Annotated in this window: 21 protein-coding genes; 10 read left to right on the top strand and 11 right to left on the bottom strand. The window is 70.2% G+C overall.

Going from position 1 to position 23,815, the window contains the following annotated elements:
- Positions 1-2: 2 nt before the first annotated feature.
- The 3 genes from DEI85_RS03560 to DEI85_RS03550 are packed head-to-tail and all read right to left on the bottom strand — an operon-like array spanning position 3 to position 3,204.
- The gene (locus DEI85_RS03560) at positions 3-884 is read right to left on the bottom strand and encodes a carbohydrate ABC transporter permease (protein WP_017886791.1); all 882 of its coding nucleotides are present in this window, start codon (positions 882-884) and stop codon (positions 3-5) included.
- On the bottom strand, positions 884-1,906 hold the full coding sequence (locus DEI85_RS03555) for a carbohydrate ABC transporter permease (protein ID WP_027464452.1): 1,023 nt from the start codon (positions 1,904-1,906) through the stop codon (positions 884-886). Before DEI85_RS03555 ends, DEI85_RS03560 begins: the two co-directional genes overlap by 1 nt.
- A gap of 2 nt (positions 1,907-1,908) precedes the next feature.
- Positions 1,909-3,204 carry an ABC transporter substrate-binding protein gene (locus DEI85_RS03550; RefSeq protein WP_110862647.1) on the bottom strand — a complete coding sequence of 432 codons (1,296 nt, stop codon included), beginning with the start codon at positions 3,202-3,204 and terminating at the stop codon, positions 1,909-1,911.
- 146 nt (positions 3,205-3,350) lie between these two features.
- On the opposite strand from DEI85_RS03550, the gene DEI85_RS03545 reads away from it, so the two are divergent.
- Positions 3,351-4,394: a LacI family DNA-binding transcriptional regulator gene (locus tag DEI85_RS03545; RefSeq protein ID WP_181420176.1), complete on the top strand. Its 1,044-nt coding sequence runs from the start codon at positions 3,351-3,353 to the stop codon at positions 4,392-4,394.
- Between the two features lie 13 nt (positions 4,395-4,407).
- Here the strand turns inward: DEI85_RS03545 and DEI85_RS03540 are convergent, their stop codons facing one another.
- Positions 4,408-5,391: an AraC family transcriptional regulator gene (locus DEI85_RS03540; RefSeq protein ID WP_111091415.1), complete on the bottom strand. Its 984-nt coding sequence runs from the start codon at positions 5,389-5,391 to the stop codon at positions 4,408-4,410.
- Positions 5,392-5,512: 121 nt separating this feature from the next.
- Between DEI85_RS03540 and DEI85_RS03535 the strand changes: the two genes are divergently transcribed.
- Positions 5,513-5,959, top strand: a complete 447-nt coding sequence (locus DEI85_RS03535; protein WP_110862645.1) for a MarR family winged helix-turn-helix transcriptional regulator — start codon at positions 5,513-5,515, stop codon at positions 5,957-5,959.
- Positions 5,960-6,054: 95 nt separating this feature from the next.
- On the opposite strand, the gene DEI85_RS03530 is transcribed toward DEI85_RS03535, so the two are convergent.
- The 4 genes from DEI85_RS03530 to DEI85_RS03515 all read right to left on the bottom strand — a co-directional run bounded on the left by DEI85_RS03530 (position 6,055) and on the right by DEI85_RS03515 (position 10,432).
- The gene (locus DEI85_RS03530) at positions 6,055-6,903 is read right to left on the bottom strand and encodes a carbohydrate ABC transporter permease (RefSeq protein WP_258370004.1); all 849 of its coding nucleotides are present in this window, start codon (positions 6,901-6,903) and stop codon (positions 6,055-6,057) included.
- A complete protein-coding gene (locus tag DEI85_RS03525; protein ID WP_176708257.1) occupies positions 6,903-7,871 on the bottom strand; it encodes a carbohydrate ABC transporter permease in 969 nt (322 codons plus the stop codon). The genes DEI85_RS03530 and DEI85_RS03525 overlap by 1 nt, the downstream gene beginning before the upstream one ends.
- Complete coding sequence (locus tag DEI85_RS03520) at positions 7,868-9,187, bottom strand: ABC transporter substrate-binding protein (protein ID WP_111123861.1); 1,320 nt, start codon at positions 9,185-9,187, stop codon at positions 7,868-7,870. The genes DEI85_RS03525 and DEI85_RS03520 overlap by 4 nt, the downstream gene beginning before the upstream one ends.
- A 228-nt stretch (positions 9,188-9,415) precedes the next feature.
- The gene (locus tag DEI85_RS03515) at positions 9,416-10,432 is read right to left on the bottom strand and encodes a LacI family DNA-binding transcriptional regulator (protein WP_258370002.1); all 1,017 of its coding nucleotides are present in this window, start codon (positions 10,430-10,432) and stop codon (positions 9,416-9,418) included.
- Positions 10,433-10,633: 201 nt separating this feature from the next.
- Here DEI85_RS03515 and DEI85_RS03510 point away from each other — a divergent pair, with 201 nt between their 5' ends.
- The 8 genes from DEI85_RS03510 to DEI85_RS03475 all read left to right on the top strand — a co-directional run bounded on the left by DEI85_RS03510 (position 10,634) and on the right by DEI85_RS03475 (position 18,809).
- Complete coding sequence (locus tag DEI85_RS03510; RefSeq protein ID WP_111091417.1) at positions 10,634-11,869, top strand: sugar ABC transporter substrate-binding protein; 1,236 nt, start codon at positions 10,634-10,636, stop codon at positions 11,867-11,869.
- 2 nt (positions 11,870-11,871) lie between these two features.
- Positions 11,872-12,837 carry a carbohydrate ABC transporter permease gene (locus tag DEI85_RS03505; protein WP_111033625.1) on the top strand — a complete coding sequence of 322 codons (966 nt, stop codon included), beginning with the start codon at positions 11,872-11,874 and terminating at the stop codon, positions 12,835-12,837.
- The gene (locus DEI85_RS03500) at positions 12,830-13,717 is read left to right on the top strand and encodes a carbohydrate ABC transporter permease (protein WP_027464442.1); all 888 of its coding nucleotides are present in this window, start codon (positions 12,830-12,832) and stop codon (positions 13,715-13,717) included. Before DEI85_RS03505 ends, DEI85_RS03500 begins: the two co-directional genes overlap by 8 nt.
- A gap of 32 nt (positions 13,718-13,749) precedes the next feature.
- Positions 13,750-14,541 carry a ThuA domain-containing protein gene (locus tag DEI85_RS03495; RefSeq protein WP_110862640.1) on the top strand — a complete coding sequence of 264 codons (792 nt, stop codon included), beginning with the start codon at positions 13,750-13,752 and terminating at the stop codon, positions 14,539-14,541.
- A gap of 5 nt (positions 14,542-14,546) precedes the next feature.
- Positions 14,547-15,641, top strand: coding sequence for a Gfo/Idh/MocA family protein (locus DEI85_RS03490; RefSeq protein ID WP_111123873.1), 1,095 nt, complete (start codon positions 14,547-14,549; stop codon positions 15,639-15,641).
- 181 nt (positions 15,642-15,822) lie between these two features.
- Positions 15,823-17,193: a sensor histidine kinase gene (locus tag DEI85_RS03485; protein ID WP_111123860.1), complete on the top strand. Its 1,371-nt coding sequence runs from the start codon at positions 15,823-15,825 to the stop codon at positions 17,191-17,193.
- A complete protein-coding gene (locus DEI85_RS03480) occupies positions 17,190-17,813 on the top strand; it encodes a response regulator (RefSeq protein WP_111123859.1) in 624 nt (207 codons plus the stop codon). Before DEI85_RS03485 ends, DEI85_RS03480 begins: the two co-directional genes overlap by 4 nt.
- Positions 17,814-17,927: 114 nt before the next feature.
- A complete protein-coding gene (locus DEI85_RS03475; RefSeq protein ID WP_111123858.1) occupies positions 17,928-18,809 on the top strand; it encodes a hypothetical protein in 882 nt (293 codons plus the stop codon).
- A 65-nt stretch (positions 18,810-18,874) separates the two neighbouring features.
- Here DEI85_RS03475 and opgC read toward each other — a convergent pair whose 3' ends face one another.
- From opgC to DEI85_RS03460, 3 genes are read right to left on the bottom strand one after another with little or no spacing between them, the layout of a single operon-like run.
- On the bottom strand, positions 18,875-21,364 hold the full coding sequence (gene opgC, locus DEI85_RS03470) for an OpgC domain-containing protein (protein WP_146249007.1): 2,490 nt from the start codon (positions 21,362-21,364) through the stop codon (positions 18,875-18,877).
- On the bottom strand, positions 21,361-21,771 hold the full coding sequence (locus tag DEI85_RS03465) for an ATP-binding protein (RefSeq protein WP_110862635.1): 411 nt from the start codon (positions 21,769-21,771) through the stop codon (positions 21,361-21,363). The genes opgC and DEI85_RS03465 overlap by 4 nt, the downstream gene beginning before the upstream one ends.
- Positions 21,768-23,723 carry a glycosyltransferase gene (locus tag DEI85_RS03460; protein ID WP_258370008.1) on the bottom strand — a complete coding sequence of 652 codons (1,956 nt, stop codon included), beginning with the start codon at positions 23,721-23,723 and terminating at the stop codon, positions 21,768-21,770. Before DEI85_RS03460 ends, DEI85_RS03465 begins: the two co-directional genes overlap by 4 nt.
- Positions 23,724-23,815 lie beyond the last annotated feature (92 nt).

Raw genomic sequence — 23,815 nt, 5'->3', positions numbered from 1 at the left:
GGTCACCCCTTCACCGCCCCGGTCAGGCCACCGACGATGCGGCGCTGGAAGATCGTGAAGAACACGAGGGCCGGGATCATCGACATCGAGGTGAACGCGAGCACCTTGGCGGTGTCGACGGAGTACTGCGACGAGAACGACTGGACCCCGAGCGGCAGCGTGTACGCGGCCTCGTTGTTCAGGATGAACAGCGGCAGGATGTAGCTGTTCCAGCTGGCGATGAACGCCAGGATGCCGACCGTGACGACGCCGGGCAGCGACAGCGGCACGACCATCCGGAAGAAGAACCCGAGACGGCTCGCTCCGTCGATCGACGCGGCCTCCTCGAGCTCGTCGGGGATCGCCCGCAGGAACGGCACCAGGATGATGACGGTGGTCGGCAGCGCGAACGCGATCTGCGGCAGGATCACGCCGGCCAGGCTGTTCGTCAGACCGAGGTCCTTGACGAGCAGGTACAGCGGGGTGATCGCGACCGTGATCGGGAACATCAGGCCCGCTGCGAACAGGGCGTAGAGCGCCCCGCGGCCGGCGAACCGGTAGCGGGCGAGCACGAAGCTCACCATCAGCCCGAGCACGACGACCCCGAGGGTGGTCGTGACGGCGCTGATCGTGGAGTTGCCGAGCTGCTGCCAGAAGATGCCGCTCGACAGCACGGACCCGTAGTTGCCGAACTCGAACGGTGCCGGCAGCCCGGCGGGGCTCGTGGTGATCTGCGAGTTGGTCCGGAAGCCGCCCAGCACGATGTAGAGCACGGGTGCTAGGTTGGCGGCGACGAACAGGATCGCGACGACGTAGGTCAGCGGGTTCGCGCGTCCGATCGCGGCACTGGACCGGCGCTCCCGCACGGCCCGGCGCCCGGGGGCGACGATGCTCGTGGTGGCCATCAGTTCTTCCTCTCGGTGAGTGCACCCGCGGTGTCGCGGCGGAGCACGAAGCGCTGGTAGATCAGGGCGACCACGAGCGAGATCACGAACATCACGACCGCGACGGCGCTGCCGAAGCCGAAGTTGCCCGAGGTCCGGCCGTTGGCGACCATGTACGTCGCCATCGTCGAGGTGCCCGCGGTCGACGCGATGTACTGCCCCCAGATGATGTAGACGAGGTCGAACAGCTGCAGCGAGCCGATGATCGACAGGAACGCCCAGATGCGGATGGTCGGACCGAGCAGCGGCAGCGTGATGCGCCGCTGGATCTGCCAGTAGCCGGCACCGTCGATGGCGGCGGCCTCGAACAGTTCCTCGGGGATGCTCTGCAGGCCGGCGAGGAACAGGATCACCGCGAAGCCGATGTACTTCCACGAGATGATCACGAGCAGCGTCCAGATGGCGATGTCGGGGTTCGACAGCCAGTCCGCACGGAGGCCGCCCAGGCCGATGCTCTGGAACAGGTCGTTCACGGCGCCGTTCGACTGGAGCATCAGGCTCCACCCGGTGCCGACGATCACCTCGGAGATGACGTACGGCACGAAGACGAGCACGCGGACGAGTCCTCGGCCGTGCATCTTCTGGTTGAGCAGCAGTGCGAGCACGATCGCGATCGGCCCCTGCAGCACCAGGGAGAGCACGACGATGAAGCCGTTGTGCATCAGGACCGCGTGGAACGCCTTGTCCTGGAAGATGATCAGGTAGTTCTGCAGCCCGACGAAGTCGGTGGGCGGGCCGTAGCCCTGCCACTTGAAGAACCCGTAGTACGCGGCGAGCGCCACGGGCAGGATCACGAACGTGACGAAGACGATGACCGCTGGTCCGGCGAGGACCGCGATCTCGACGCGCTTCCGCCAGTCCGCGATGCGGCGCTTGGTCCGCCGACCGGCGGGGAGCGGCGAACCGCTCCCCGCCGGGGACGTCCCCGCGGCCGTGTCCGACCCGGTGGTCGGAGTCGTACCGAGCGAGGTGTCGAGGGTCATGCTCAGCCCTTGGCCGCAGCCTGGTTGGTGGTCTCGACGATGTCCTTCGCGTCGCCCTTGCCGGCGAGCAGGTCGACCACGCTGGTGTTCAGCGCGTTGCCGACGTTCTGGCCGTACAGGGTGTCGAGGTACTGCGAGACGAACGGGGCCTCCTGGTAGGCGGCCAGGGCCGACTTCAGGTAGTCCGAGTCGACGACCGACTGGGCTTCCTTGTTCACCGGGATGGCGTTGAAGGCCTTGTAGTAGCCCTCCTGGTTGTCCTTCTGCACGATGAAGTTCAGGAAGTCGGTGCACGCCTTCTTCGGGGCCTGCGCCGAGCAGGAGTTGCCGTCGACACCACCCATCATCGACTTCGGGTCACCCTTGCCGCCGTCGATCGCGGGGAACGGGAACCAGCCGAGGTCGGGCAGCGGCTTGGCGTCCGGCGTCAGCGATGCGATCACGCCCGGGTCCCACGCACCCATGAGCTCCATCGCGGCCTTGTGGTTGGCGAGGAGACCGGCGGAGCTGCCGGCGCCCTGTTGTGCGGCGGTGGTCAGGAAGCCGTTGTTGAACGGCTTGGTGGCGTTGAAGTCCTCGAGCTGCTCGCCCGCCTTCGTCCAGCAGGCGTTGTCGAACTTCAGCGACTCCGCGGCGTCCTCGAGCGTCTTCTGGCTGCACTCGCGGAGCGCGAAGTTGTAGTACCAGTGGGCGGCCGGCCAGGCGTCCTTCGCGCCGACGGCGACCGGGTCGATGTCCTTGGCCTTGAGCTTCGTGATCGCGTCGTTCAGCTCGTCCATGGTCGTGGGCGTGCCCTCGATACCGGCTTCCTTGAACAGGTCCTTCGAGTACCAGATGCCCTCGGGGAGCACCGCGCCCGGCATGGCGTACGTCTTGCCGTCCTTCTCGTACCCGGCGAACGTGCCCGCACTGATGGACTTCTTCGCGTCGGCGCTGATGGAGTCGGAGATGTCCATGAGCTGCCCGGCAGCGATCATCGCGTCCATCTTGCCGCCGCCGCGCTGCAGGAACACGTCGGGGGCATCGCCGGAGTTGAGGGCGGTCTGGAGCTTGCCGTCCAGGTCCTCGTTCTGGATCGCCTGGGTCTTGATGGTGACGTTCGGGTACTTCTCCTCGAACGCCTTGACCGTCGAGGCCCAGTAGGCCTTGCCCGGTCCGGTGGTCGAGTTGTGCCAGAAGGTCATCGTGACCTTCCCGCCGTCCTCGGAGGCATCGCTGCCCGCCGAGCACCCACTGGCCACCAGTGCTGTCGCCCCGATCAGCGCGATGGCTGCCGCGGCACGGATCTTCCTCGTCATCGTGGAACTCCTGAAGTGTCGTCGTTGACATGCGCGACATCGACTGCCGCTGCGGAGAGCATGCCTGCTGCTCCGTGCCGGTGTCAATCGATATCGATAACGTTTTCTTACTCGATTGCATGGTGCCGCAGCGGTACGGTGTGCACATGGACTCGGCACTCGGCGCGCGTCCCGGTGCCGGCCGGGTGACGATCGGCGACGTGGCGCGGGTGGCCGGGGTGTCGATCCCGACGGTGTCCAAGGTGATCAACCAGCGGGACGGCGTCGCACCCGCCACGATGCTCCGCGTGCAGCAGGTGGTCGAGGACCTGGGGTACGAGACCTCGCTGGTCGCCCGGAGCCTGCGGAGTTCGCGGACCGGGGTCGTCGGCATCCTGGTGCCCGAGTTCGAGCCGTTCTCGACCGAGCTGCTCCGCGGCATCTCGCGGGCGGCCACCGGCACCGGCTACGAGCTGCTCGCCTACGCCGGCCTGATGACCGGCGCCGACCGACCCGGGTGGGAGCGCCGGTCGCTGTCCCGCCTCTCCGGCACCCTGATCGACGGCGCGATCGTCGTCACCCCGACCACGGCACTGTCGAGCTCGTCGATCCCCGTCGTGGCGATCGACCCGCACACCGGGCCGGAAGGGCACGCCACCGTCGACGCCGACAACGAGGCCGGCGCGGTGCAGGCCGTCGAACACCTGCTCGCACTCGGACACACTCGCATCGCGCACCTGCAGGGACGCGCCGACCTGGCCTCCGCCCAGCTGCGCGCGGCCGGGTACCGCTCGGCCCTGACGGCCGCGGGCATCACGGTCGACGAGTGCCTGCTGCGTGACGGCGGCTACCAGGAGGACCAGTCCGCGGCCGTCGCCCGTGAGCTCCTGGCCCTCGCCGACCGCCCCACCGCGGTGTTCGCCGCGAACGACTCGTCGGCGATCGGCGTGCTCCGCGCCGCGGCCGAGTTCGGGCTCCGCGTGCCCCAGGACCTGTCCGTCGTCGGCTTCGACGACGTGCCGCAGGCGTCCACCACGACCCCGCCGCTCACCACGGTGTCGCAGCCGCTCGCCGAGCTCGGGTCACACGCCGTGCAGATGCTCCTGACGATGCTCCGTGGCGAACCGACCACAGACCACGTCCGGCTCCCCACGACCCTGCGCGTGCGGGCGAGCACGGGCCCCGCGCCGAGGCCGGCACCCGGCCGCTGAGCACCCGCCGTCGTCAGCGGCGCAGGGTCTGCTTCGGGTACTCGCCGAACCGGGCAGCGTACGCCGCCGAGAACCGGCCGAGGTGGGCGAACCCCCACCGTCGGGCGACGTCGCCGACGACCCCGGCCTGCGGGTCGAGCTCGAGCAGTTCCCCGCGCACCCGGTCGAGCCGGACCTCGCGCAGGTAGGTCAGCGGCGACACGTCGAACACCCGGCGGAACGACTCCTGGACCGACCGCACGCTCAGGCCGGCGACCTCGGACAGCTCCTGGACGGTGACCGGCTCGGCGGCGTGCGCGTGGATGTACTCCACTGCTGCCCGCAGCCGGGCGTTCCGGGGCAGGCCGAGCACCGCGGGCAGGTCGTCGGCCTGCGGCGGGAAGGTGTCCAGGAACGCGGTGGCCGCCGACCGCTTGGCCTCGTGCCACGCGTCCGAGTCGGGCCCCTCGGCGCGCAGCGCCCGGGACAGCGCCAGGAGCGCCCCCTGCCAGCGCTCCGCCGTGTCGGGCTCCGGCGCGCGGGTGGGGTCGAACCGCAGTGGTGCGGCGTCGACCTCCAGGTGCTCGAACGCGACGCGGTGCACGTACTCCCGCCCGAAGTGCACCAACCGCTGGTCGTGGTCCTCGGCCGTGAACACGAAGTCGTCCTCGGGCGGCAGGAGCACGGGGACGTCGCGGCGCAACTCCATCCGGACGCGCCCGGAGTCCAGGTGCGCGGTCCCGCTGGTGATCCAGGTCACCACGTAGTCGGTGCCGACGGGCACCGAGCCGCGCACGGCACCGCGGAGCTGCGAACGCCGGATGCTCACGTCGGAGTCCCCGACGGCCGTGTACCGGTAGGAGAAGTCGTCGTCGATGCGCCGGACGGACCACCGATCGGCGCCGTGGACGGCGGCGAGGTCGCGCTCGGCCGAGTCGGGGTCCCCGCCGGAGACCTCGAAACGGACCGGTTCACCGGCGCGGGAAGCGGACTGCGGAGTCGGGACGGGGTCAGCCACGGTGCCCCGAATCCGTCATCGCCACCTGAACCGTTCCACGCTTCGCGTTATGTGGATACGCTGGGGCGGTGACTGCGGCGTATCGTGATCCGGACGAGACCCGTGCAGAGGGGGCGTTGTCGTGAGCGATGTCGACCTGGACGCGGCTCTGACCCGGCTCGAGGCCGCGGTCTCCGAACTGCGCGGGCGCCTGCGCGACGAGCTCGGCGTCTCCGGCGGCGACCTGACGCTGCTGCAGTTCGTCTCGCGCGCCGAGGAAGCGGGCCGGACGGTGCGCGTGAAGGACCTGTCGAAGCACCTGGGGCTCACCGGCCCGGCGGTCACCGGCATGGTGGACCGACTCGAGCACAGCGGACACCTCAGTCGCATCCCGAACCCGGATGACGGCCGCAGCCGGCACATCGAGCTGACCGATGCTGCCCGCCGCGACTACGCGCGCGCGATGGACGGCACGAACAAGCACCTGCACGACCTGATGGCCTCCTTCTCGGAACGGGAGCGGGCCAGGTTCGTGCGGATCATCGACCGCATCGTCGCGGCCGTCGATCTCGGCGCACCGAGCCCCTGACGGCAGGTTACGGGCGGTCAGGACGACGCCCTGACGAATGTCCAGCATGCGCAGCTAGGTAAGTTCCCTACCTATCTCCGCATGCCGGACACCCGTCACCCCTTCACCGCGCCGGAGGTCAGACCGGACACGATCGAGCGACGGAACACGAGCACCAGGATGACGATCGGCACCGTCGCAGCGACACTCGCGGCGAAGATCTGCGCGAACGGCACCGTGAACTGCGTCCCGAAGAGCGCGATGCCGACCGGGATCGTCCGGAACGAGTTCTCACTGTTGAAGGTCAGCGCCATCAGGAACTCGCTCCACGACGCCGTGAAGGTGAAGACGCCGACCGTGAACAGGCCCGGCTTCGCCATCGGCAGGATCACCGACAGCACGGTCCGCCATGCCCCGGCGCCGTCGATCTCGGACGCCTCCTCGATCGTCGACGGGATCCCCTGCAGGTAGTTCCGCATGATCCAGATGGCGAACGGCAGGTTGAACGCCACGTACGGCACGATCAGGCCCGGGTACGAGTTGAGCAGCCCCAGGTTGCGCTCGAGCAGGTACAGCGGCGTCAGCACCGCGATCGCCGGGAACACCGACAGCATGAGCAGCGAGGTCATGATCACCGTGCGCCCCCGGATGAACCGGCCTGCCAGGGCGTACCCGGCGAGGAACGCCAGCGCGAGCACGATCACCGTGGTCGACACCGACACGATGACGCTGTTCACCATGTACTGGCCGAGCGCGTTGTCGCGGAAGGCCACCACGAAGTTGTCGAAGGTGAACGACTGCGGCCAGACGGTGGGCGGCGACTGCCCGATCTCGGACGCCGGCTTGAGCGACGTCGTGACGAGCCAGTAGAGCGGCAGTGCGGTGAGCACCGCGATGACGACACCGCTGACGTTGACGGTGTTGACCCACTTCCGCCAGCCCTTGCGCACACGTTGACGGGGCATCAGTCGTCCCCTCCCTTCGCCTGGTTCCGGAACGCCCGGAGGAACAGCAGACACCCGGCCGCGACGATGACCGCGGTGGAGGTCGCGATCGCCGCGCCCGGTCCGATGTTGATGTCCTGGAAGAGCACCTTGTAGCCCATGATCGCGAGCGACTGGGTGGCGGTGCCCGGTCCGCCGTTCGTCAGCACGAACGGCAGGTCGAAGACGCCGAAGGCCTGCAGGATGCGGAACAGCACCGCGATCGTCAGGGTCGGCGTGAGCTGTGGCAGCACCACGCGCCAGAACGTCTGCCAGGTGCTCGCGCCGTCGAGCTCGGCGGCCTCGTAGTGGTCCTCGGAGATCTGCACGAGCCCGGCGAGCAGGATGATCGCGACGAACGGCGTCGTCTTCCAGATGTCCGCGACCATCAGCCCGGTGATCGCGGGCACCGGTTCGCCGAGGATCACCGGGGCGTCCCCGAACAACCCGAAGAACCAGGTCGCGACGCCGTAGGTGCTGTCGTAGATGTACTTCCACAGCTGCGCGTTCACGATGGTGACGAGCGACCACGGGATGAGCATGAGCGCGAGCATCCAGCCGCGGGTGGCCCCGAGGCGCTCGAGCACCAGCGCGACGAGCATGCCGAGCACGAGCTCGACCGACACCGTCACCACCGTGTAGAGCACCGTGAAGCCGAGCGCCCGGTACCAGTCGGCGCTCTGCAGCAGGGCCGCGTAGTTGTCGAGCCCGAACGACTGGATCGTGAAGCCCTCGTAGCCGACCTCGACGTCCGCGAAGCTCAGGACCACCGAGTACACGACCGGGAAGATCGTCACCGCCGCGACCACCAGGAGCGCCGGGGCCGCGAAGCCCCACGCGCCCCGCGAGCGGATGCGGTCGAGACGCGACCGCCCCGTCGGCCGGGGCGGCGGATCGACGCGACCCGTGCCTCCAGGCCGTGCCGGTCGTGTCGCCGTGCCGGCGCTCACAGCGCCGCTCCCTGCAGGGCGAGCGAGATGGCGGAGGCCATCGCGCTGGTACCGCCGTCGACGGACGCCTGCCCGCCGAGGATGCTGTTGCCGTTCTGGTAGACGCCCTGTGACACCTTCGGGTAGTAGGCGGTCGAGGTCGGACGGGGCACGAGCGTGATGCCCGCCGCCGTGTCGTAGGTCGGGCGCTCCTGGCGCTTGGCGTCCGCACTGACGAGGCTCGCCGACCGGGCCGGCAGGACACCGCCCTCACGGGTCAGGAACTGCTGTGCGGTCTCGCTCGACATCCAGCGTGCGAAGGTCAGTGCCGCCGCGGGTTCCTGCGTGTGCGGGTTGATGTAGTTCCCCCACCCGCCGATCGTCGAGTGGTGCTCGTCCATGCCGTCGAACGTCGGCCGGGCGGCGAGACCCACCTTGCCGGCGACCCGGCTGTCCGGGCCGTTCGCGATCCCCCACGCGTACGACCAGTTGCGGAGGAACGCCGCGCGGCCGCCGGAGAAGGCGTCGTTGGTGTCCTGCTCCTGGTACGTCAGGGTGGCCCGTGGCGACGCTCCCGATGTCACCAGCGACCGCATGAACTCGAACGCGCGCTTGGTCTCGGAGCTCGTCGTCGCAGGCGCCGTGAGGTCGTCGTTGAGCAGTGAACCGCCGGCGTCGGCGACGAACTCGGTGACGTTGCAGGTCAGTCCCTCGTACACGTCGCCCTGGAACGCGAACCCGTACGACACGTCGCCGGTGTCGACGAGCTTCGCGGCGGTCTCGCGCACCTCCTCCCACGACCCCGGCACCTGCAGGGAGTGCTTCGCGAGCAGGTCCTTCCGGTACAGGAAGAACGACTCGTCGATGTACAGCGGGAACATGTAGTAGGTCCCGTCGACGCTCGCCGCCAGCCGCAGGCCCTCGGGGAACTGGTCGAAGAAGTCCTCGCCGACGAGCTGGTTCACGGGGGTCGCGAGCTTGTTCTTCGCGAACTGCCCGGGCCAGGCGACGTCACCGAGGTAGACGTCCGGTGTGCTGCTGCCCGCCGCGATCTGGGTCGTCAGGCTGGTGCGGTTCGTGTCGGTGTCGCTCGGGGCGCTGACGATCCGGACGCGGATGTTCGGGTGCTCCTCCTGGAACTCCGCGATGAGCCGGCGCCGCAGGTCACCGCCGTCCTTCGAGGCGACCTGCCCGGCCCACCAGCTGATCGTCGCCTCACCCTCGGGCGGTTCGGTCGGCCAGTCCTCGACCCGCGTGCGCTCGGGTCGGGTGGAGCAGCCGGCGAGCAGCAGCACCCCCGCTCCCCCGAGCATGAACGTCCTCCGGTCGATTGCCATCCGTCCTCCTCGACGTGTGGTGCTGCGAACCTGTACGTCCACACAACCAGGCGGAGCCTGGTCTGTCCGGCAGGGGCGCCGGCGGCGGTGCCGTGCCGGGCACCTTTCGGTCTGGACGACCCCTCACGCGCTCGGGGATCCGTGGACTGTCGCGCAGCCCGGAACGTGGCCGGCGGCTGCCTGGAGGCGCGTGGCGGCGCCGACCCGTGCCTCCAGACCGGCAGGGGGTCAGGCGGGGGCGGGGGCCGTCGATCCGGCGAGGTGCAGGGCGCACGGGATGAGCGTGTGCGTGCGCTCGGTGCTGCCGCCCTCGAGGCGGTCGACCAGCGACTCGACCGCCAGGCGGCCGAGCTCCGGGCCGGGGGCGTTCAGCGTCGTGAGCACCGGTTCGGTCGCCGCGCCGGCGCCGTCGGAGGACACGATCGCGATGACCGAGACGTCCTCCGGCACCCGGCGCCCGCCGGCCCGCAACCCGCTGACGAGCCCGAAGTTCGAGTCGTCCTTCATGATGATCGCGGCCGTGACGTCGGGGTCGCGCGCCAGCAGGTCCCCCGCCGCACGGCGCCCTCCCTCGGCGGAGGCACCGGCGGCGACCACGGTACCGGTGAGGCCGCGGCTCGCGATGCCGGCGCGGAACGCCGCCTCGGACCGGACCTTCGGGCCGTAGTCGGCCATCGACGTGCCGTCGAGGTCCTCGACCACGAGGCCGATCCGACGGTGCCCGAGCCCGGTGAGGTGGTCGAGGGCGTCCTCGACGGTGCGCTCGAAGTCGATGTCCACGTACGAGATGCCCGAGGGGTCGGCGGTGCGGCCGATCGCGACGAACGGGACCTCGAGTTCGGTCAGGCGGCCGATCCGGGGGTCGTGCATCGTGACCTCCATCACCACGACCCCGTCGGCGAGACCGCCCGAGATGAGGTCCTGCACGTCGTCCGCCGTCGTCACCGCCGGCCAGAGCACCAGGTGGTACCCGAGCTCCGAGGCGCGGCTCGCGGCACTCGTGAAGAACTGCAACGCGGTCTGGCCGAGCCGGTGCTCGAGCACCGGGAACACGAGCGCGAGGATCCGGGTGCGGCGCGACGCCAGTGCCCGGGCGACCACGTTGTTCCGGTAGCCGAGCTCACGCATCGCCGCCGTGACCCTGGCACGGGTGTCGGCGGACACGCGCTTGTTGCCGTTCACGACGAAGGACACCGTCGCGATCGAGACGCCCGCCCGGTCGGCGACCTGCTGCATCGTCGCCATGCCGCTCCCTCACCCTGTCCCGCTCACTGTAGCGGGGGCGGTGCCCGAAAAAGATCGTCTAAGCGCTTTACCATCTAACCGCTTCGATGCTAGTTTCGACCCCACTCGGGACGCGACGGAGCGGTTCTGGTCCGGTCGTCCCCGATCCACGAGCGACACGTTCGACTCGTGTCCGGCAACCACTCAGAGAAGAGCGAAGCAATGAAGCCTCGACACCGCAGGATCGCCCCGGTCCTCAGCGCGGTCGCCATGCTGGCGACCGTCCCCCTCGTCCTCGCCGGCTGTTCCGGCGGCTCGTCCGCGAGCTCCGGCGGCAAGGTGGACTCCATCACCGTGCTCGACTACTACAACCAGGGCAACGACAAGAAGGTCATCGGCGAGTACCTCGACAAGTGCGGGGCCGAGAACGACGTCACCATCAAGCGCAGCCTGGTGCCCGGCTCGTCGCTCATCCAGAAGGTCCTGCAGCAGGCGTCGTCGAAGACCCTGCCGGACGTCCTGATGCTCGACAACCCGGATCTGCAGCAGATCGCCGAGACCGGTGCGCTGTCGCCGCTGTCCGACTACGACATCTCGACGGACGGCTACGCCAAGGGCGTGCTGCAGGCCGGGACCTACGAGGACCAGGTCTACGGCCTCGCCCCCACCGTGAACACCATCGCGCTCTTCTACAACAAGAAGGCGCTGTCCGACGCCGGTGTCACCCCGCCGAAGACGTGGGACGAGCTGCAGTCCGCCGCGGCGAAGCTGACCGAGGGCGACCAGTACGGGTTCGCCGTCGACGCCAACGCCACGTACGAGGGCACCTGGCAGTTCCTGCCGTTCATGTGGTCGAACGGCGGCGACGAGAAGGACATCGCGACCCCGGAGACCGAGGAAGCGCTGTCGCTCTGGAAGGGCCTGGTCGACGACGGCTCGATGTCGAAGAGCGTCGTGAACTGGACCCAGGCCGACGTGAACGACCAGTTCATGGCCGGCAAGGCCGCGATGATGATCAACGGCCCGTGGCAGATCCCCGGCCTGAAGGAGTCGAAGGTCGACTACGGGATCGCCCAGATCCCCGTGCAGTCCGCCAGCGACAAGGCCGTGGCCCCGCTCGGTGGCGAGGTCTGGACCGTCCCGAACACCGGTGACAAGGCGAAGCAGGCCGTCGCCGCCAAGATCGTCGACTGCATGAACAGCGACGCGAACCAGCTCGCGATGGCGAAGCTGCGGTACACGATCCCCTCGAAGACCGACGTCGCCCAGCAGTTCGGCAAGGACGTCCCCGAGGAGCAGGTGTTCGTCGACCTCGTCGCCGACGCCCGTGCCCGCACCGGCGAGCTCGGTGCCGACTGGCCCAAGGCCGCGACGAAGATCTACACGGCCGTGCAGTCGGCGCTGACCGGGCAGGACTCCCCGGCCGACGCCCTGCGGAACGCGCAGTCGAGCAACTGAGCATGACGAGCACCGCGACCCCCGTCGCCCCACGGCGGGCCGCCGGGGACGGAGCACCCGCTCCGTCCCGGCGGCCCCGCCCGGGCCGCTCGCTGCGCTTCGAACGGATCGCGCAGCTGCTGTTCCTGCTGCCGGCCGTCCTCTTCCTGCTGCTGTTCTTCGGCTACCCCGTGGTCAAGAACATCGTCATGAGCTTCCAGGCGTACACGACGTCGACGTTCTACACGGGCGAGGCACCGTGGGTCGGCCTGGCGAACTACGCCTCGGTCGTGTCGTCCCAGCTGTTCGGCACGGCGATGCTCAACACGGCGCTGTTCACGATCGGGTCGATCGTCGGCCAGTTCGTCCTCGGCCTGCTGCTCGCCCTGTTCTTCCGCCGGAACTTCCCGCTGTCCGGCCTCCTGCGCTCCCTGCTCCTGCTCCCCTGGCTGCTGCCGCTCATCGTCTCGAGCGCGGTCTGGAAGTGGATGCTCGACCAGGACTCGGGCGTCGTCAACCAGTTCCTCGGCACCTTCGGCATCCCGTCGGTCCCGTGGCTGACGAGTCCCGCCGTGGCGCTCATCACCGTCATCGCGGTGAACATCTGGATCGGGATCCCCTTCAACACCACGATCCTGTACGGCGGTCTGCAGGACATCCCCACCGAGCTGTACGAGGCAGCTGCACTCGACGGCGCGACCGGGTGGAAGGCCTTCTGGGCGATCACCTGGCCGATGCTGCGACCCGTCGTGAGCGTCACGCTCGTGCTCGGCGTCGTCTACACGATCAAGGTGCTCGACATCATCCTCGGGTTGACGAACGGCGGGCCGGCGAACGCCACCCAGACCATCGCGACCCAGTCCTACGACCTGTCGTTCAAGCAGTTCGACTTCGGGCAGGGCGCCGCGCTGAGCAACATCCTCATCGTGATCTCCGCGCTGTTCGCGATCGTCTACCTCCGCCTCAACAGGAAGGCCGTCGATGACTGACGCAGCGTCCACCAACGACGTCCTCCGGACCCGCGCGGTGGTCACCCGCGGCACCCGGCGACCCGTCCGTCCCACGAGCGCGAAGCAGTGGGTGCTGTCCGGCGTCGGGATCCTGATCCTCGCCGTGATGCTGTTCCCCGTCTACTGGATGATCAACATCTCCCTGCAGCCGGCCGGTTCCGCCATCGAGGCCGCCTGGTTCCCGATCAACGCGCAGCTCGGCGGTTACGCGCAGGCGATCGCCGACCAGGGCGGCGCCCTGGTCACGAGCCTGGTGATCGCCCTGGGCAGCGTCGTCGTCAGTCTGCTCATCGCGACGCCGGCGTCGTACGCGCTCGCCCAGTTCAAGGTCAAGGGCATCAACGCGGTGCTGTTCGGCATCCTCATCTCGCAGATGATCCCGGGCATCGTCGTCGCGAACGCCCTGTACGCGGCGTACAACGACCTCGGTCTGCTCAACACCGTGCCGGGGCTGATCCTGGCCGACAGCACCGCCGGCGTGCCCTTCGCGATCCTGATCATGCGGGCGTTCATGCAGAACATCCCGCCGTCGATCATCGAGGCCGCGAAGGTCGACGGTGCCGGCAACTTCCGGGCCTTCCGCTCGGTCGTCGTGCCGATCAGCGCCAACGCCCTGATCACCGCCGGACTGTTCACGTTCCTGTTCACCTGGAGCGACTTCCTGTTCGCCCTGACCCTCACCACCACCGAGGACGTCCGGCCGATCACGCTCGGCATCTACAACTACATCGGCACCTTCACCGCCGACTGGTCGACCGTCATGGCCGCCGCGGTGATGGCCTCGATCCCCGCCATCGTGCTGCTGCTCGTGGCGCAGAAGTTCATCGCCGCCGGGGCCACCGGCGGCGCAGTCAAGTGACCGGGTCCCACCACCCCCGAAAGGCACACACCATGACCACCACCCCGCTCCGCATCACCGTCTGGGGCGAGAACGTCCACGAACAGGTCGAGCAGCACGTCGCCGAGCGCTACCCCGACGGCATGCACGGCGCGATCGCGGACGGCATCCGCGAGCACCTGCCCGAGGCCGTCGTCCGGACCGCCACCATGCAGGAGCCCGAGCACGGCCTCACCGACGAGGTCCTCGCGAACACCGACGTCCTCACCTGGTGGGGGCACGCCGCACACCAGGACGTCGACGACGCCGTGGTCGACCGGGTGCACCGGCACGTGCTCTCCGGCATGGGGCTGCTCGTCCTGCACTCCGGCCACTGGTCGAAGATCTTCGGCAAGCTGATGGGCACCACCTGCACCCTCCGCTGGCGCAGCGAGCACGACCAGGAGCTCGTCTGGACCGTCAACCCGCAGCACCCGATCACCCGGGGGGTGCCGAACCCGATCGTCATCCCCGAGCAGGAGATGTACGGCGAGTACTTCGACGTCCCGACGCCCGACGAGCTCGTGTTCATCTCGGGTTTCACCGGCGGCGAGGTGTTCCGGAGCGGCATGACGTACCGCCGCGGACTCGGGAAGATCTTCTACTTCTCCCCCGGTGACCAGGACTTCCCCGTCTACCACCACCCGGACGTCCGTCGCGTGATCGCGAACGGCGCCGAGTGGGCCCGGCCCGAGCGCGAGCGGGAGATCCCGACGCTCCGCCGCTACGACCTGGGCGAGTACTTCGACGGGCAGCACTACCGCGGCCCGTTCGACGACGCCGAGCCGGAAGCGGTCGACGCGTGAGCCCGCTGCGCGTCCTGCAGGTCGGCGCCGGCGGGATGGGGCGGGCCTGGCTCGCCACCGTCGCAGCCGACCCCGAGGTCGAGCTGGTCGGCATCGTCGACCTCGACCTCGACGCCGCCCGCGCGGGGGCCGAGCACACCGGTGACCCGTCGATCCCGGTCGGCACGGACCTGACCGTGCTGGCCGCCGAGACCGGTGCCGAGGCCGTCCTCGACATCACCGTGCCGGTCGCGCACCACCCGGTCACGCTGCAGGCGCTCCGTGCAGGGCTCCCCGTGCTCGGCGAGAAGCCGGCCGCGCAGACCGTCGCCGAGGCGCTGTCGCTCGCCGCCGCCGCCGAGGCCACCGGCAAGCTGTTCATGGTGTCGCAGTCCCGCCGCTACAACGACCAGCTCGTCGCGTTCCGGCAGCACGTCCGCGACCTCGGTGCCGTGGGCGGGCTGAGCACCCGGTTCGCGAAGGCTCCGCACTTCGGTGGTTTCCGCGAGGAGATGGACGACGTCCTGCTGCTCGACATGGCCATCCACGCCTTCGACTCCGCCCGGTACGTGCTCGAACGCGACCCGGTGTCGGTGTACTGCGAGTCGTGGAACCCGTCGTGGTCCTGGTACCGGGGCGACGCGGCCGCGGCAGCCGTCTTCACGTTCGAGGACGACGTCCGCTACGTCTACGACGGCTCGTGGTGCGCGCCGGGTGCCGAGACCTCGTGGAACGGCGACTGGCGTGCCTCCGGAGCGGCCGGCACGGCACTCTGGGACGGCGACCACGACCCGTCGAGCGACCTCGACGGCACCCCCGGTTCCCCTGCCGCTGCGCCGTCGGTCGGGCACGAGATCGCCGGGTCGTTGGCGTCCTTCGTCCGGGCGGTCCGCTCCGGCGAGGTGCCGGACGGCGAGGTGCACGGCAACGTGATGAGCCTGACCATGGTCGACGCGGCCATCACCTCGGCCCGCAGCGGTCGCCGGGTCGTCATCGACGAGGTGCTCGAACAGGCGCACCGGGACGCCCTGGCCGCCGAGCAGGACGACGCGATCCGCGACCGCCTGGCGGGGTGGGAGTCGGTCCGCGGCGCCCTGCGCGAGCGGCTGCCCGCTTCGTGAGCAGGAACGGTCGGGTCGCGCGCGGCGACCCGGCCGTTCCTGCTCACCACGTGCGGTACGACGCACCCCGAGCAGGCCTGGAGGCCCGTGGCCACGCCGCCACGGGCCTCCAGGCCTGCGTTCTGCGGCGATCCGGGCCCCGCGCGCGCTCGGCGGGGACGCCGCCGGTTACGGTGTCCGGGTGCACGGACAACGGTCGTCGGACAGTGACACGGCGGCGGAGCCGGTCGTGCTCGTCGCGGCCGACCCGCGCCGGCGGACCGGCCGGACTCCTTGGCGGCTCGTCCTGGTCGGCGTCGTGCTCGCCGCGGTCGTCGGCGGCGCCGCGGTCGCGACCGCCGGCACGCTGGTGGCGCAGCGCATCGCGGAGTCGTTCGCCGTCCGTGACGCGACCAGCGACACCGCGGCGCTCGCACGCGTCGTGGTCGAACCCGCACTGCTCGACGCGGTCGCCGACCCGTCCCGGTCCGCCGTCGACCGGGCTGCCGCACGGACGCGCCTGGACGACGCGGTGGCCGGTGAGCTGCGCACCGGATCGGCGGTCCGGATGAAGCTCTGGGCGGCCGACGGCACGGTGCTCTGGTCGGACGAACGTCGACTGGTCGGCGAGCGCTTCCCGCTGTCCGACGAGGACCTGGAGGCGCTGGAGTCGGACCGGTCCGACGCCGAGGTGTCCGACCTGACCGAGCCGGAGAACCGTTACGAGCGCGGGCGCGGGCCGCTGCTCGAGGCCTACCAGGCGGTGCACACGCCGTCCGGCGAGGCGCTGCTGTTCGAGGCGTACCAGCCGTACGACCAGGTGCTCGCGCGCGCCGCGGACCTGCGGCGGTCGTTCGCCGTCCTGGCCTTCGGCACGGTGGCGGTGGTGCTCGCGCTCCTGGTGCCGCTGCTGCTCGGGTTGCTGCTGCGGATCCGTTCGGGGCAGCGCCTGCGGGAGCGGCTGCTCGGTCGCGCGCTCGACGCCGAGGCCGCGGAACGCCGTCGGATGGCCGCCGAACTGCACGACGGACCGGTGCAGGACGTCGCCGGACTCGCACTGTCCCTCGGTGCCGATCCCGCCACGCGCGACGCCGCCACCGTGCTCCGGGGTGCAGTGTCGTCGCTGCGGACCTCGATGGCGACGATCCGGCCGGCGGCGCCGACGCCCGAGGGACTCGGCGCCGCCCTCGACGACGCCTGTGCCCGCGCGCGCGCAGCGGGGCTCGCGACCACCGTGCGGGTGCCGGACGCGGTCGACGCGTCCCCCGGCGCGCTGCTCGCGGTCGTGCGCTTCGTCCGTGAGGCCGTCTGGAACGTCGTCAAGCACGCCCATGCGGGCCGGGTCGACGTCACGGTGACGCAGGCCGGCGGCTCGGTCCGGGTGGTCGTGCACGACGACGGGGCGGGCTTCGACCCCGCCGTGGTCGTCGAGGGCGGCACCGGACACCTCGGCACGACGCTGCTGCGCGAGGTCGCCGAGGACACGGGCGGGTCCCTGCTGCTCCGGACCGCTCCGGGTGCCGGCACCACCTGGGACCTCGAGGTCCCCGTCGACGCGGAGGCCCTGCGGTGAGGATCCTGCTGGTCGACGACCACGCGCTGGTCCGGAGCGGGCTGCGCGCGGTGCTCGCGACCACGGACGACTGCGAGGTCGTCGGCGAGGCAGCCACCGGCGAAGCGGCGGTGTCGCTCGTGCCGACGCTCCGGCCCGACGTCGTCGTGATGGACCTCTCGATGCCCGGTGCCGGCGGCGTGGAGGCGACCCGGCAGGTGCGGGCGCTCCTGCCGTCGGTCCGGGTCCTCGTCATCACGACGTTCTCGGACGACCACCGGGTGCGGGCCGCGTTGGCGGCCGGCGCCACGGGCTACCTGCTCAAGGACGCCGCGCCCGACGACGTGGTCGCGGCGGTCCGTGCCGCAGCGCGCGACGAGACGCCGATCGACCCCCGGGTGGCCCGGGCGCTCCTGCCCGGTGCAGCCGCCGGAGCCGTCGCGGACCGGGGCCCGGAGCTCCCGCCCCGGGAACGGGACGTGCTCGTCCGCATCGCCCGGGGCATGTCGAACCGGCAGATCGGCACGGAACTCGGCATCGCGGAGCGCACCGTGAAGGTGCACGTCGGGTCGCTGTTCCGGCGGATCGGCGTCGCGGACCGCACGAGCGCCGCGCTGTGGGCGCGCGACCACGGGTGGTGACCGTGCCCTGCCGAACGCTGCTGACCGGGTACTAGTACCAAGGTCCGATGGTGCGGAGTCGGGCTGGCGACGACGATCGTCGTACCGGCCAGACAGGCCCACCAGGAGGCACCCATGCACACCCAGCGCTCACGCAGGATCGGCAGCGGCATCGTCGCCGCGATCGCCCTCGGCACCGTCGCCGCCGCTGCCCTCGTCGGGGTCTCCCCCGCGAACGCGTCCGGCAAGACCTCGACCGGTGGCGACTACGCCGTCACCGTGAACGGGGTCACGACGAACCCCGCCCAGGGCAAGGAACTCAGGGTGCGCGACACCCCGGTCTCCGACACGATCGCGGTACGGGGCAAGCACAACGGCTTCGACATCCGGATCGCCGACCTCGGCGTGTACGACTACACGCTGACCGGCGCTCCGGACACCCAGCGGATGGTGACGAAGCCGACCGTGGTGTTCGCGTCGAAGGTCCCGTCGCTCACCGCCGCGCAGCTCGCCAGCACGAAGCTCTCGTCACTCGAGGTCAAGGACGACACCCTCGTGGTGATCTTCTCGACGGGGGCCGGGAAGCTCAAGGTCCAGGCGAAGGACGGCGCCCAGGGCGGCGTCTTCCAGATGGAGACGGAGTTCGCGGGGCCGGTGACGTTCACCCACACCCTCGGCGCAGGCCTGTTCTACTTCACGAACCCGTACACGGGCAAGATCAACTTCGGCGACGGCACGGCCGCGGTGTCCGCGGGCAGCGGTGCCCAACAGATGCTCCTCGGCAAGGACAGCCCGCAGGTCGCCACGAAGACCTCGCAGACCACGACCACCACCACGTGGACGGTCCAGCCCGGTGGGCGTCTGGGCGGGGTGCTCGGCGAGGACGCCGTCGAACTGTCGCAGGGTGCGACGAACTGCACCAGCGACTGCCAGGCGCAGAACCAGATCCGCGGGTCGCTCCCGGTCCCGCCGGACCCCGTGGACCCGACGCCGCTGGGCGTCACGCGGATCGCGTGAGCGCATGACGGACAGGAGGCCCGTGGCGACGCCGCCACGGGCCTCCTGTCCGTCCGTGCTCGTGATCAGCGCGGGATGACGGAGAACAGGAACTTCTTGCGGACCATGTACCAGGCCAGCAGGATCAGCGCCGTGTGCACCACGAACCCGATCCAGAAGTTGCCCCACGGCACTCCGGGGATCGACGCGATCGCCAGGGCGAAGAACACCTGCCAGACGAACACGTACAGGCTCGCCTGCCCGAGCGGGATCCAGAGCCAGCCGATGGTGGCGGCGATGGGCTTCCAGAACACCGTGAGGATCGCGTAGGACACGATCGCGAAGAACGCGATGTCCACGAGGCGGCCCCACTGCAGGTCCACCCGCTGGTACGCCGTGTTGTACAGCGACTCGTACATCGTCGCCGGGAACGGCACCGGGGTGAACCCGAAGTGGTCGCCGGCCCACACGTAGACCAGGAACGCCGCGTACCCGACGACGGCGACGCCGACCAGGACCTTGCCGAGACGCCCGGTGAGCGCACCGACGATCTGCCGCCGGTAGTACCCGAGCACGAGCCCGTGGGTGAACACCACCTGCCAGGTGAACAGGGGGAACACCGCCTCGAACTGGGAGTTCAGCGGACGGAACTCCGGGTTGAGCGCCTGGAACACGTACAGCGCCCAGCTGGCGGCGAGGAGCGCCCACCAGAACCCGCGGCGGATCACCCAGATCAACACCGGGATGAACAGGCTCAGCACCACGAACAGGCCCATGATGTTGAACGGCCACGGCCCCATCTCGAGCAGCAGGAACTGCCGGATCGCGTACCAGGGCGGCGGGTAGGCGAGCAGCTGCATCGCGTTCGGGTACAGGTCGTAGACCCGGCCCTCCGCATCGACACCGCCGGTCCCCGTGCCGCGGTCGGTGAACGTGGTGATGGCGTCGGTGTTCAGGAACGGGACGAAGCTCAGCGCGAATACCACCAGGATCACCACGAGCGTGACGACGTACTGCTTGCGCGCGCGCTTCCACGCACCGACGGCCGCCGCCCACTCGCCGAACTTCTTCACGGCGAACGGGTACGTCATGCCGAGGACCATGCCGGACAGGAACACGAACATCTCGGCGCCGGTGATCGCCCCGACGGCGTGCAGCGTGAGGTACGAGTACGGCCCGCCGATCTCGATGTGGGTGATCACCACGGCGAGGATGATGAACCCGCGGAACAGGTCGAGCCGCAGGTCACGGCCGGGCTTGCCGTCGTCGGGGTAGCGCCAGCTCGGCAGGAGCCGGCCGAACACCCCGCTCAGCAGGAACACGATCGCCAGGCCGGCGGCCAGCCAGACGATCCACGCCATCTGCTCGCCGCCGGTCTCGTACTCCTGGGAGATCGCGGCGTTGCCCTGCTGCACGGTCACGCGGTCGGTGACCGGACCGAAGGCGAAGTCACCGGATCCCTCGAGGTCGGCGCGGAAGGACTCCGCGACGCCCGGGTCCGCGGTGAGTCGCCAGTCGGCCACGCGGTTGCCGGCCTCGGGCTCGCGTCGCTCTGCCTCGAGCACGGTCATGCCCCGGATCAGCGGACGCTCCTGCACGGCGGCGAGCACCTGCCGCCACCAGCTCCGCTTGACCTGGAGCTCGGCGTCGCCCTGCAGCTCGCGGTTGTACAGGGCGCCGGTGTCGAGGAGCATCGGGCGGTCGTCGGCCGCCGCGAACCGGTCGTAGAACGTGCCCGACTGGGGTTGGTCGTACCCCCAGTCCTCGTCGAACCGGGCCTCGACCTCACCGCTGCGGGTGAGCGGCACGGCGCGACCGGCGGCCTCGGTCGGGTCGCCCTTGCCGTACGAGAACATCGAGAGCCCGACCCAGTCGACGGCCTCGGCTCCCGGCCAGTACGGCCCGTACGGGTCGTCAGCGGCGGTGAGCTGTCCGTCGCCGTTCGTGTCCGCCTTCGCGACGTCGACGGGGGACAGGTTCCGCAGCCGCCCGGCGGACTCGCCGAACGGGTAGCCGGCACCGTACGACGGCGACCACACCATGAGCGCGTCCGACGTGCCCGCGTGCACGGTCGTGCCGAGCGCCCGGAACGCCCGGACGAACTCGGTCGGCTGCTGGCCCCAGCGGACCCACGTGCCGTTCATCTGCGGTGCGAACCGGACGAGCACCTGGGTGTCGTACTGGTCGTGCAGGTCCTCGAACACGGTGTTGACGGCACGGGTGTCCGCGGTGTCGAGCGACCGCAGTTCGCGGTCGGGTTCGAGGCTCACGACGAGCACCGCACCCTGGGTCGCCGCCGCACGCGCCGAGCGGAGGAGTTCCTGCTTCGCCGTGCGGTCGAGCGGGTAGTCGACGGAGACCCCGTACATCGACGGCGTCGCGCCGAGCCGCCCCTCGTACCCTTCGGGCGAATCGCTGGCCCAGTCGAGGTCGGGGCCGAACCACGTCGACCCCTCGGCCGGCTGCACGGCGGCCGTCGGGTGCACGGACGCAGCGGACGCCGGCAGCGCACCACCGAGCAGGAGCGTGGCGATCGTGACGATGAGGGCGACCGCGCGGGCCACCGGCTTCTTCACCGGTCGCACGCAAGCGTCCAGACGTTGTGGCCGGGCTCGTGCCGGTGCTCGAGCCGGTCGAGCGCCGCGATGGCGAGCGCCAGACCGCGCCCGCTCTCCTGCTCGACGTCGGCCATGGTGACGGCACTCAGGTCGATGTCGGCGGGCATCCCGTTGTCGGTCAGCACCGCGGTCAGGGCCTGCTCGGTGGCCTCGAGGTGCACGGTGTACCGGCGCCCGGTCCCCCGGTCGGCGCGGACGGTGTGCTCGACGATGTTCGCGGCGACCTCGGCCAGGGCGGTCTCGAGTGCGAAGCGGAGCCGGACGTCGTCGATGCCCAGGCCGTCCCACCACGCGGCGAAGCGGTCCTGCACCTCGTCGAGGGAGTCGGGCGTCGCGGCGACCTCGAACGTGGTCTCGGTGCTCACAGGGGTCCTCCGGCGGTGCTCGACTCGTGTTCGGACTGGGCTGGGGTGGCCGGGCCGCGGTACCGGACGGCCCGGATCACGATGCTGAAGATGAACAGGTCGAAGACGACCCACGCGGTGTTCACGAGCGGTGCGATCCCCTCGGCCTGGCCGGTCAGGTAGCGGATGCCGATCATGATCAAGGCCGCGACCAGGGCGCCCATCGCGTACAGCTGCGGCTTGACCAGGTCCCACCGCGGCTTCTGCTCGGTCTCGTCGCGCACCTTCGGGGTGACGCGGAACCCGAGCGGCTTGCCCCGGAAGACGTTCTCGAACGCGCTGGTCACCGACTCGATCCAGACCGGGAACAGGGCGAGCGAGTACTGCTGCCCGCGCCAGGTCGGTCTGCCGGCGGCCACCACCCAGAACAGCAGCTGGTTCAACACCAGGAACGGGATGAGCCGGGCGAAGAAGTCGACGCTGTAGGCCTGCACGGGGATGACCCCGAACGACAGGCAGAGCACCGGGGCGGCGATGTAGACGATCGCAGCGAACCCGGACAGGTAGCTCCACATCGTCGAGAAGTACATGAGCCGCTGCCCCCACGACAGCCCCTTCTGCACCAGGGGGTTCTCGCGGAAGAACACCTGCATGGTGCCCTGCGCCCAGCGGAGTCGCTGCACGAGCATCGTCGGCAGGTCCTCGGGAGCCAGGCCCTTCGCCAGGATCTCGTCGTGGTACGCCGACTTCCAGCCGAGGCCGTGCAGACGCATCGCCGTGGCCATGTCCTCGGTCACCGAGATCGTCGCCAGCGGCATGATCGGCTGCGCCTCGTCGTCGCGGTTGACGTCGAGGGCACGGGCGAGCACGGCGATCGACTCGATGGCGGCGACCGGTGAGGCCTCGCGCCGGCCGAGCACGTCGAGCGCGGCGTCGTCGAGACCCGCGAAGGTGTTGGCGTCGGTGGACATCGCCGCGAGCTCCTGCAGGTCGTTCCGCACGGACTCGAGGTCGGCGGCGGCGAACCGGAACGCGATGGCGTCGATCCCCCGCTGGAACGCGTACGTCACGTCACCGAGGGGTTCACCGGCGCGCACCTGGTCGCGAGCCTGGTCCACCACGATCTCGGCGTCGTCGAGGGCGGCGAGCACGCGCGGGTCGGTCTCGGTCTCGCGGGAGCGGGCGAGGAGCTTGCGCGAGGTGGCGAGGGTGCGCTGGACGGACGCCTCGACCTCGGCCACGTAGCGCGAGATGCCGAGCTGCATGAGCGCCTCGCGCCGCAGGATGGCGTTCGACCCGCAGAAGAACGCCGCGTTCCAGCCGTCCTTCGACTGCTGGATCGGACCGTAGAACAGCGGTGCCTGGCTGCCGAGGGGGTCGTCGTCCGGCACGTTCTCGAACCACTGCGGCGTCTGCACGAGCGCCATCCGCGGGTCCTTGAAGTAGCCGAGGGTGCGGTCGAGGATCGCGGGGTCCGGCACCTGGTCGGCGTCGAGGATGAGCAGGAACTCGCCCTGCGTCGCGAGCAGGGCGTTGTTGAGGTTGCCGGCCTTGGCGTGCCGGGGCCGGTCCACCCAGTCGGCGCCGCGCGTGATGACGCCGATGCCGAGCGCCTCGGCCGCCGCACGCATCTCGGGACGGTTGCCGTCGTCGAGGATCCAGGTGGTGTGCGGGTGCGTGATCGCCTTCGCCGCCCGGGCGGTGCGCTCGACCAGGTCGATCGGCTCGTTGTAGGTCGTGATGAAGACGTCGACGGTGACGTCGGTGGACGGCTTCGCCGGTGGTTCGCCGCGCTCCCGGAGCCGCCAGGCCCCGAGGGCGAAGAGCAGCGAGTCGATGACGCTGTAGGTCTCGGCGAGGATCAGCGGCACCGCGATCCACCACGAGTGCCAGTTCACCGAGGCAGCCCAGCGCCAGACGATGTAGTTGACACCGGCGAGGGACGCCAGGAGTGCCACCGTCCGCACGGTCACCAGGCGTCGGCGGGCGGTCCCGGTGGCCAGGCGGCGGCGGTCCTGTCGGCTGACGTCGAGCGCGGTCACCGGGTCTCCCCGTCCGCGGCGTC

The organism is Curtobacterium sp. MCBD17_026, assembly GCF_003234895.2.
In the GTDB taxonomy this organism is placed as follows: domain Bacteria; phylum Actinomycetota; class Actinomycetes; order Actinomycetales; family Microbacteriaceae; genus Curtobacterium; species Curtobacterium flaccumfaciens.
Note: the sequence above shows the minus strand (reverse complement) of the source record. Positions and strands in the feature narration are given on the sequence as shown.

Bases quoted from the DNA above. Each gene is read 5' to 3' on its own strand.
- DEI85_RS03550 (WP_110862647.1), bottom strand. From the start codon at position 3,204: ATGACGAGGAAGATCCGTGCCGCGGCAGCCATCGCGCTGATCGGGGCG.
- DEI85_RS03545 (WP_181420176.1), top strand. From the start codon at position 3,351: ATGGACTCGGCACTCGGCGCGCGTCCCGGTGCCGGCCGGGTGACGATC.
- DEI85_RS03475 (WP_111123858.1), top strand. From the start codon at position 17,928: ATGCACACCCAGCGCTCACGCAGGATCGGCAGCGGCATCGTCGCCGCG.
- DEI85_RS03495 (WP_110862640.1), top strand. From the start codon at position 13,750: ATGACCACCACCCCGCTCCGCATCACCGTCTGGGGCGAGAACGTCCAC.
- DEI85_RS03510 (WP_111091417.1), top strand. From the start codon at position 10,634: ATGAAGCCTCGACACCGCAGGATCGCCCCGGTCCTCAGCGCGGTCGCC.
- DEI85_RS03500 (WP_027464442.1), top strand. From the start codon at position 12,830: ATGACTGACGCAGCGTCCACCAACGACGTCCTCCGGACCCGCGCGGTG.
- DEI85_RS03505 (WP_111033625.1), top strand. From the start codon at position 11,872: ATGACGAGCACCGCGACCCCCGTCGCCCCACGGCGGGCCGCCGGGGAC.
- DEI85_RS03515 (WP_258370002.1), bottom strand. From the start codon at position 10,432: ATGGCGACGATGCAGCAGGTCGCCGACCGGGCGGGCGTCTCGATCGCG.
- DEI85_RS03530 (WP_258370004.1), bottom strand. From the start codon at position 6,903: ATGCCCCGTCAACGTGTGCGCAAGGGCTGGCGGAAGTGGGTCAACACC.
- DEI85_RS03555 (WP_027464452.1), bottom strand. From the start codon at position 1,906: ATGACCCTCGACACCTCGCTCGGTACGACTCCGACCACCGGGTCGGAC.
- DEI85_RS03520 (WP_111123861.1), bottom strand. From the start codon at position 9,187: ATGGCAATCGACCGGAGGACGTTCATGCTCGGGGGAGCGGGGGTGCTG.
- DEI85_RS03560 (WP_017886791.1), bottom strand. From the start codon at position 884: ATGGCCACCACGAGCATCGTCGCCCCCGGGCGCCGGGCCGTGCGGGAG.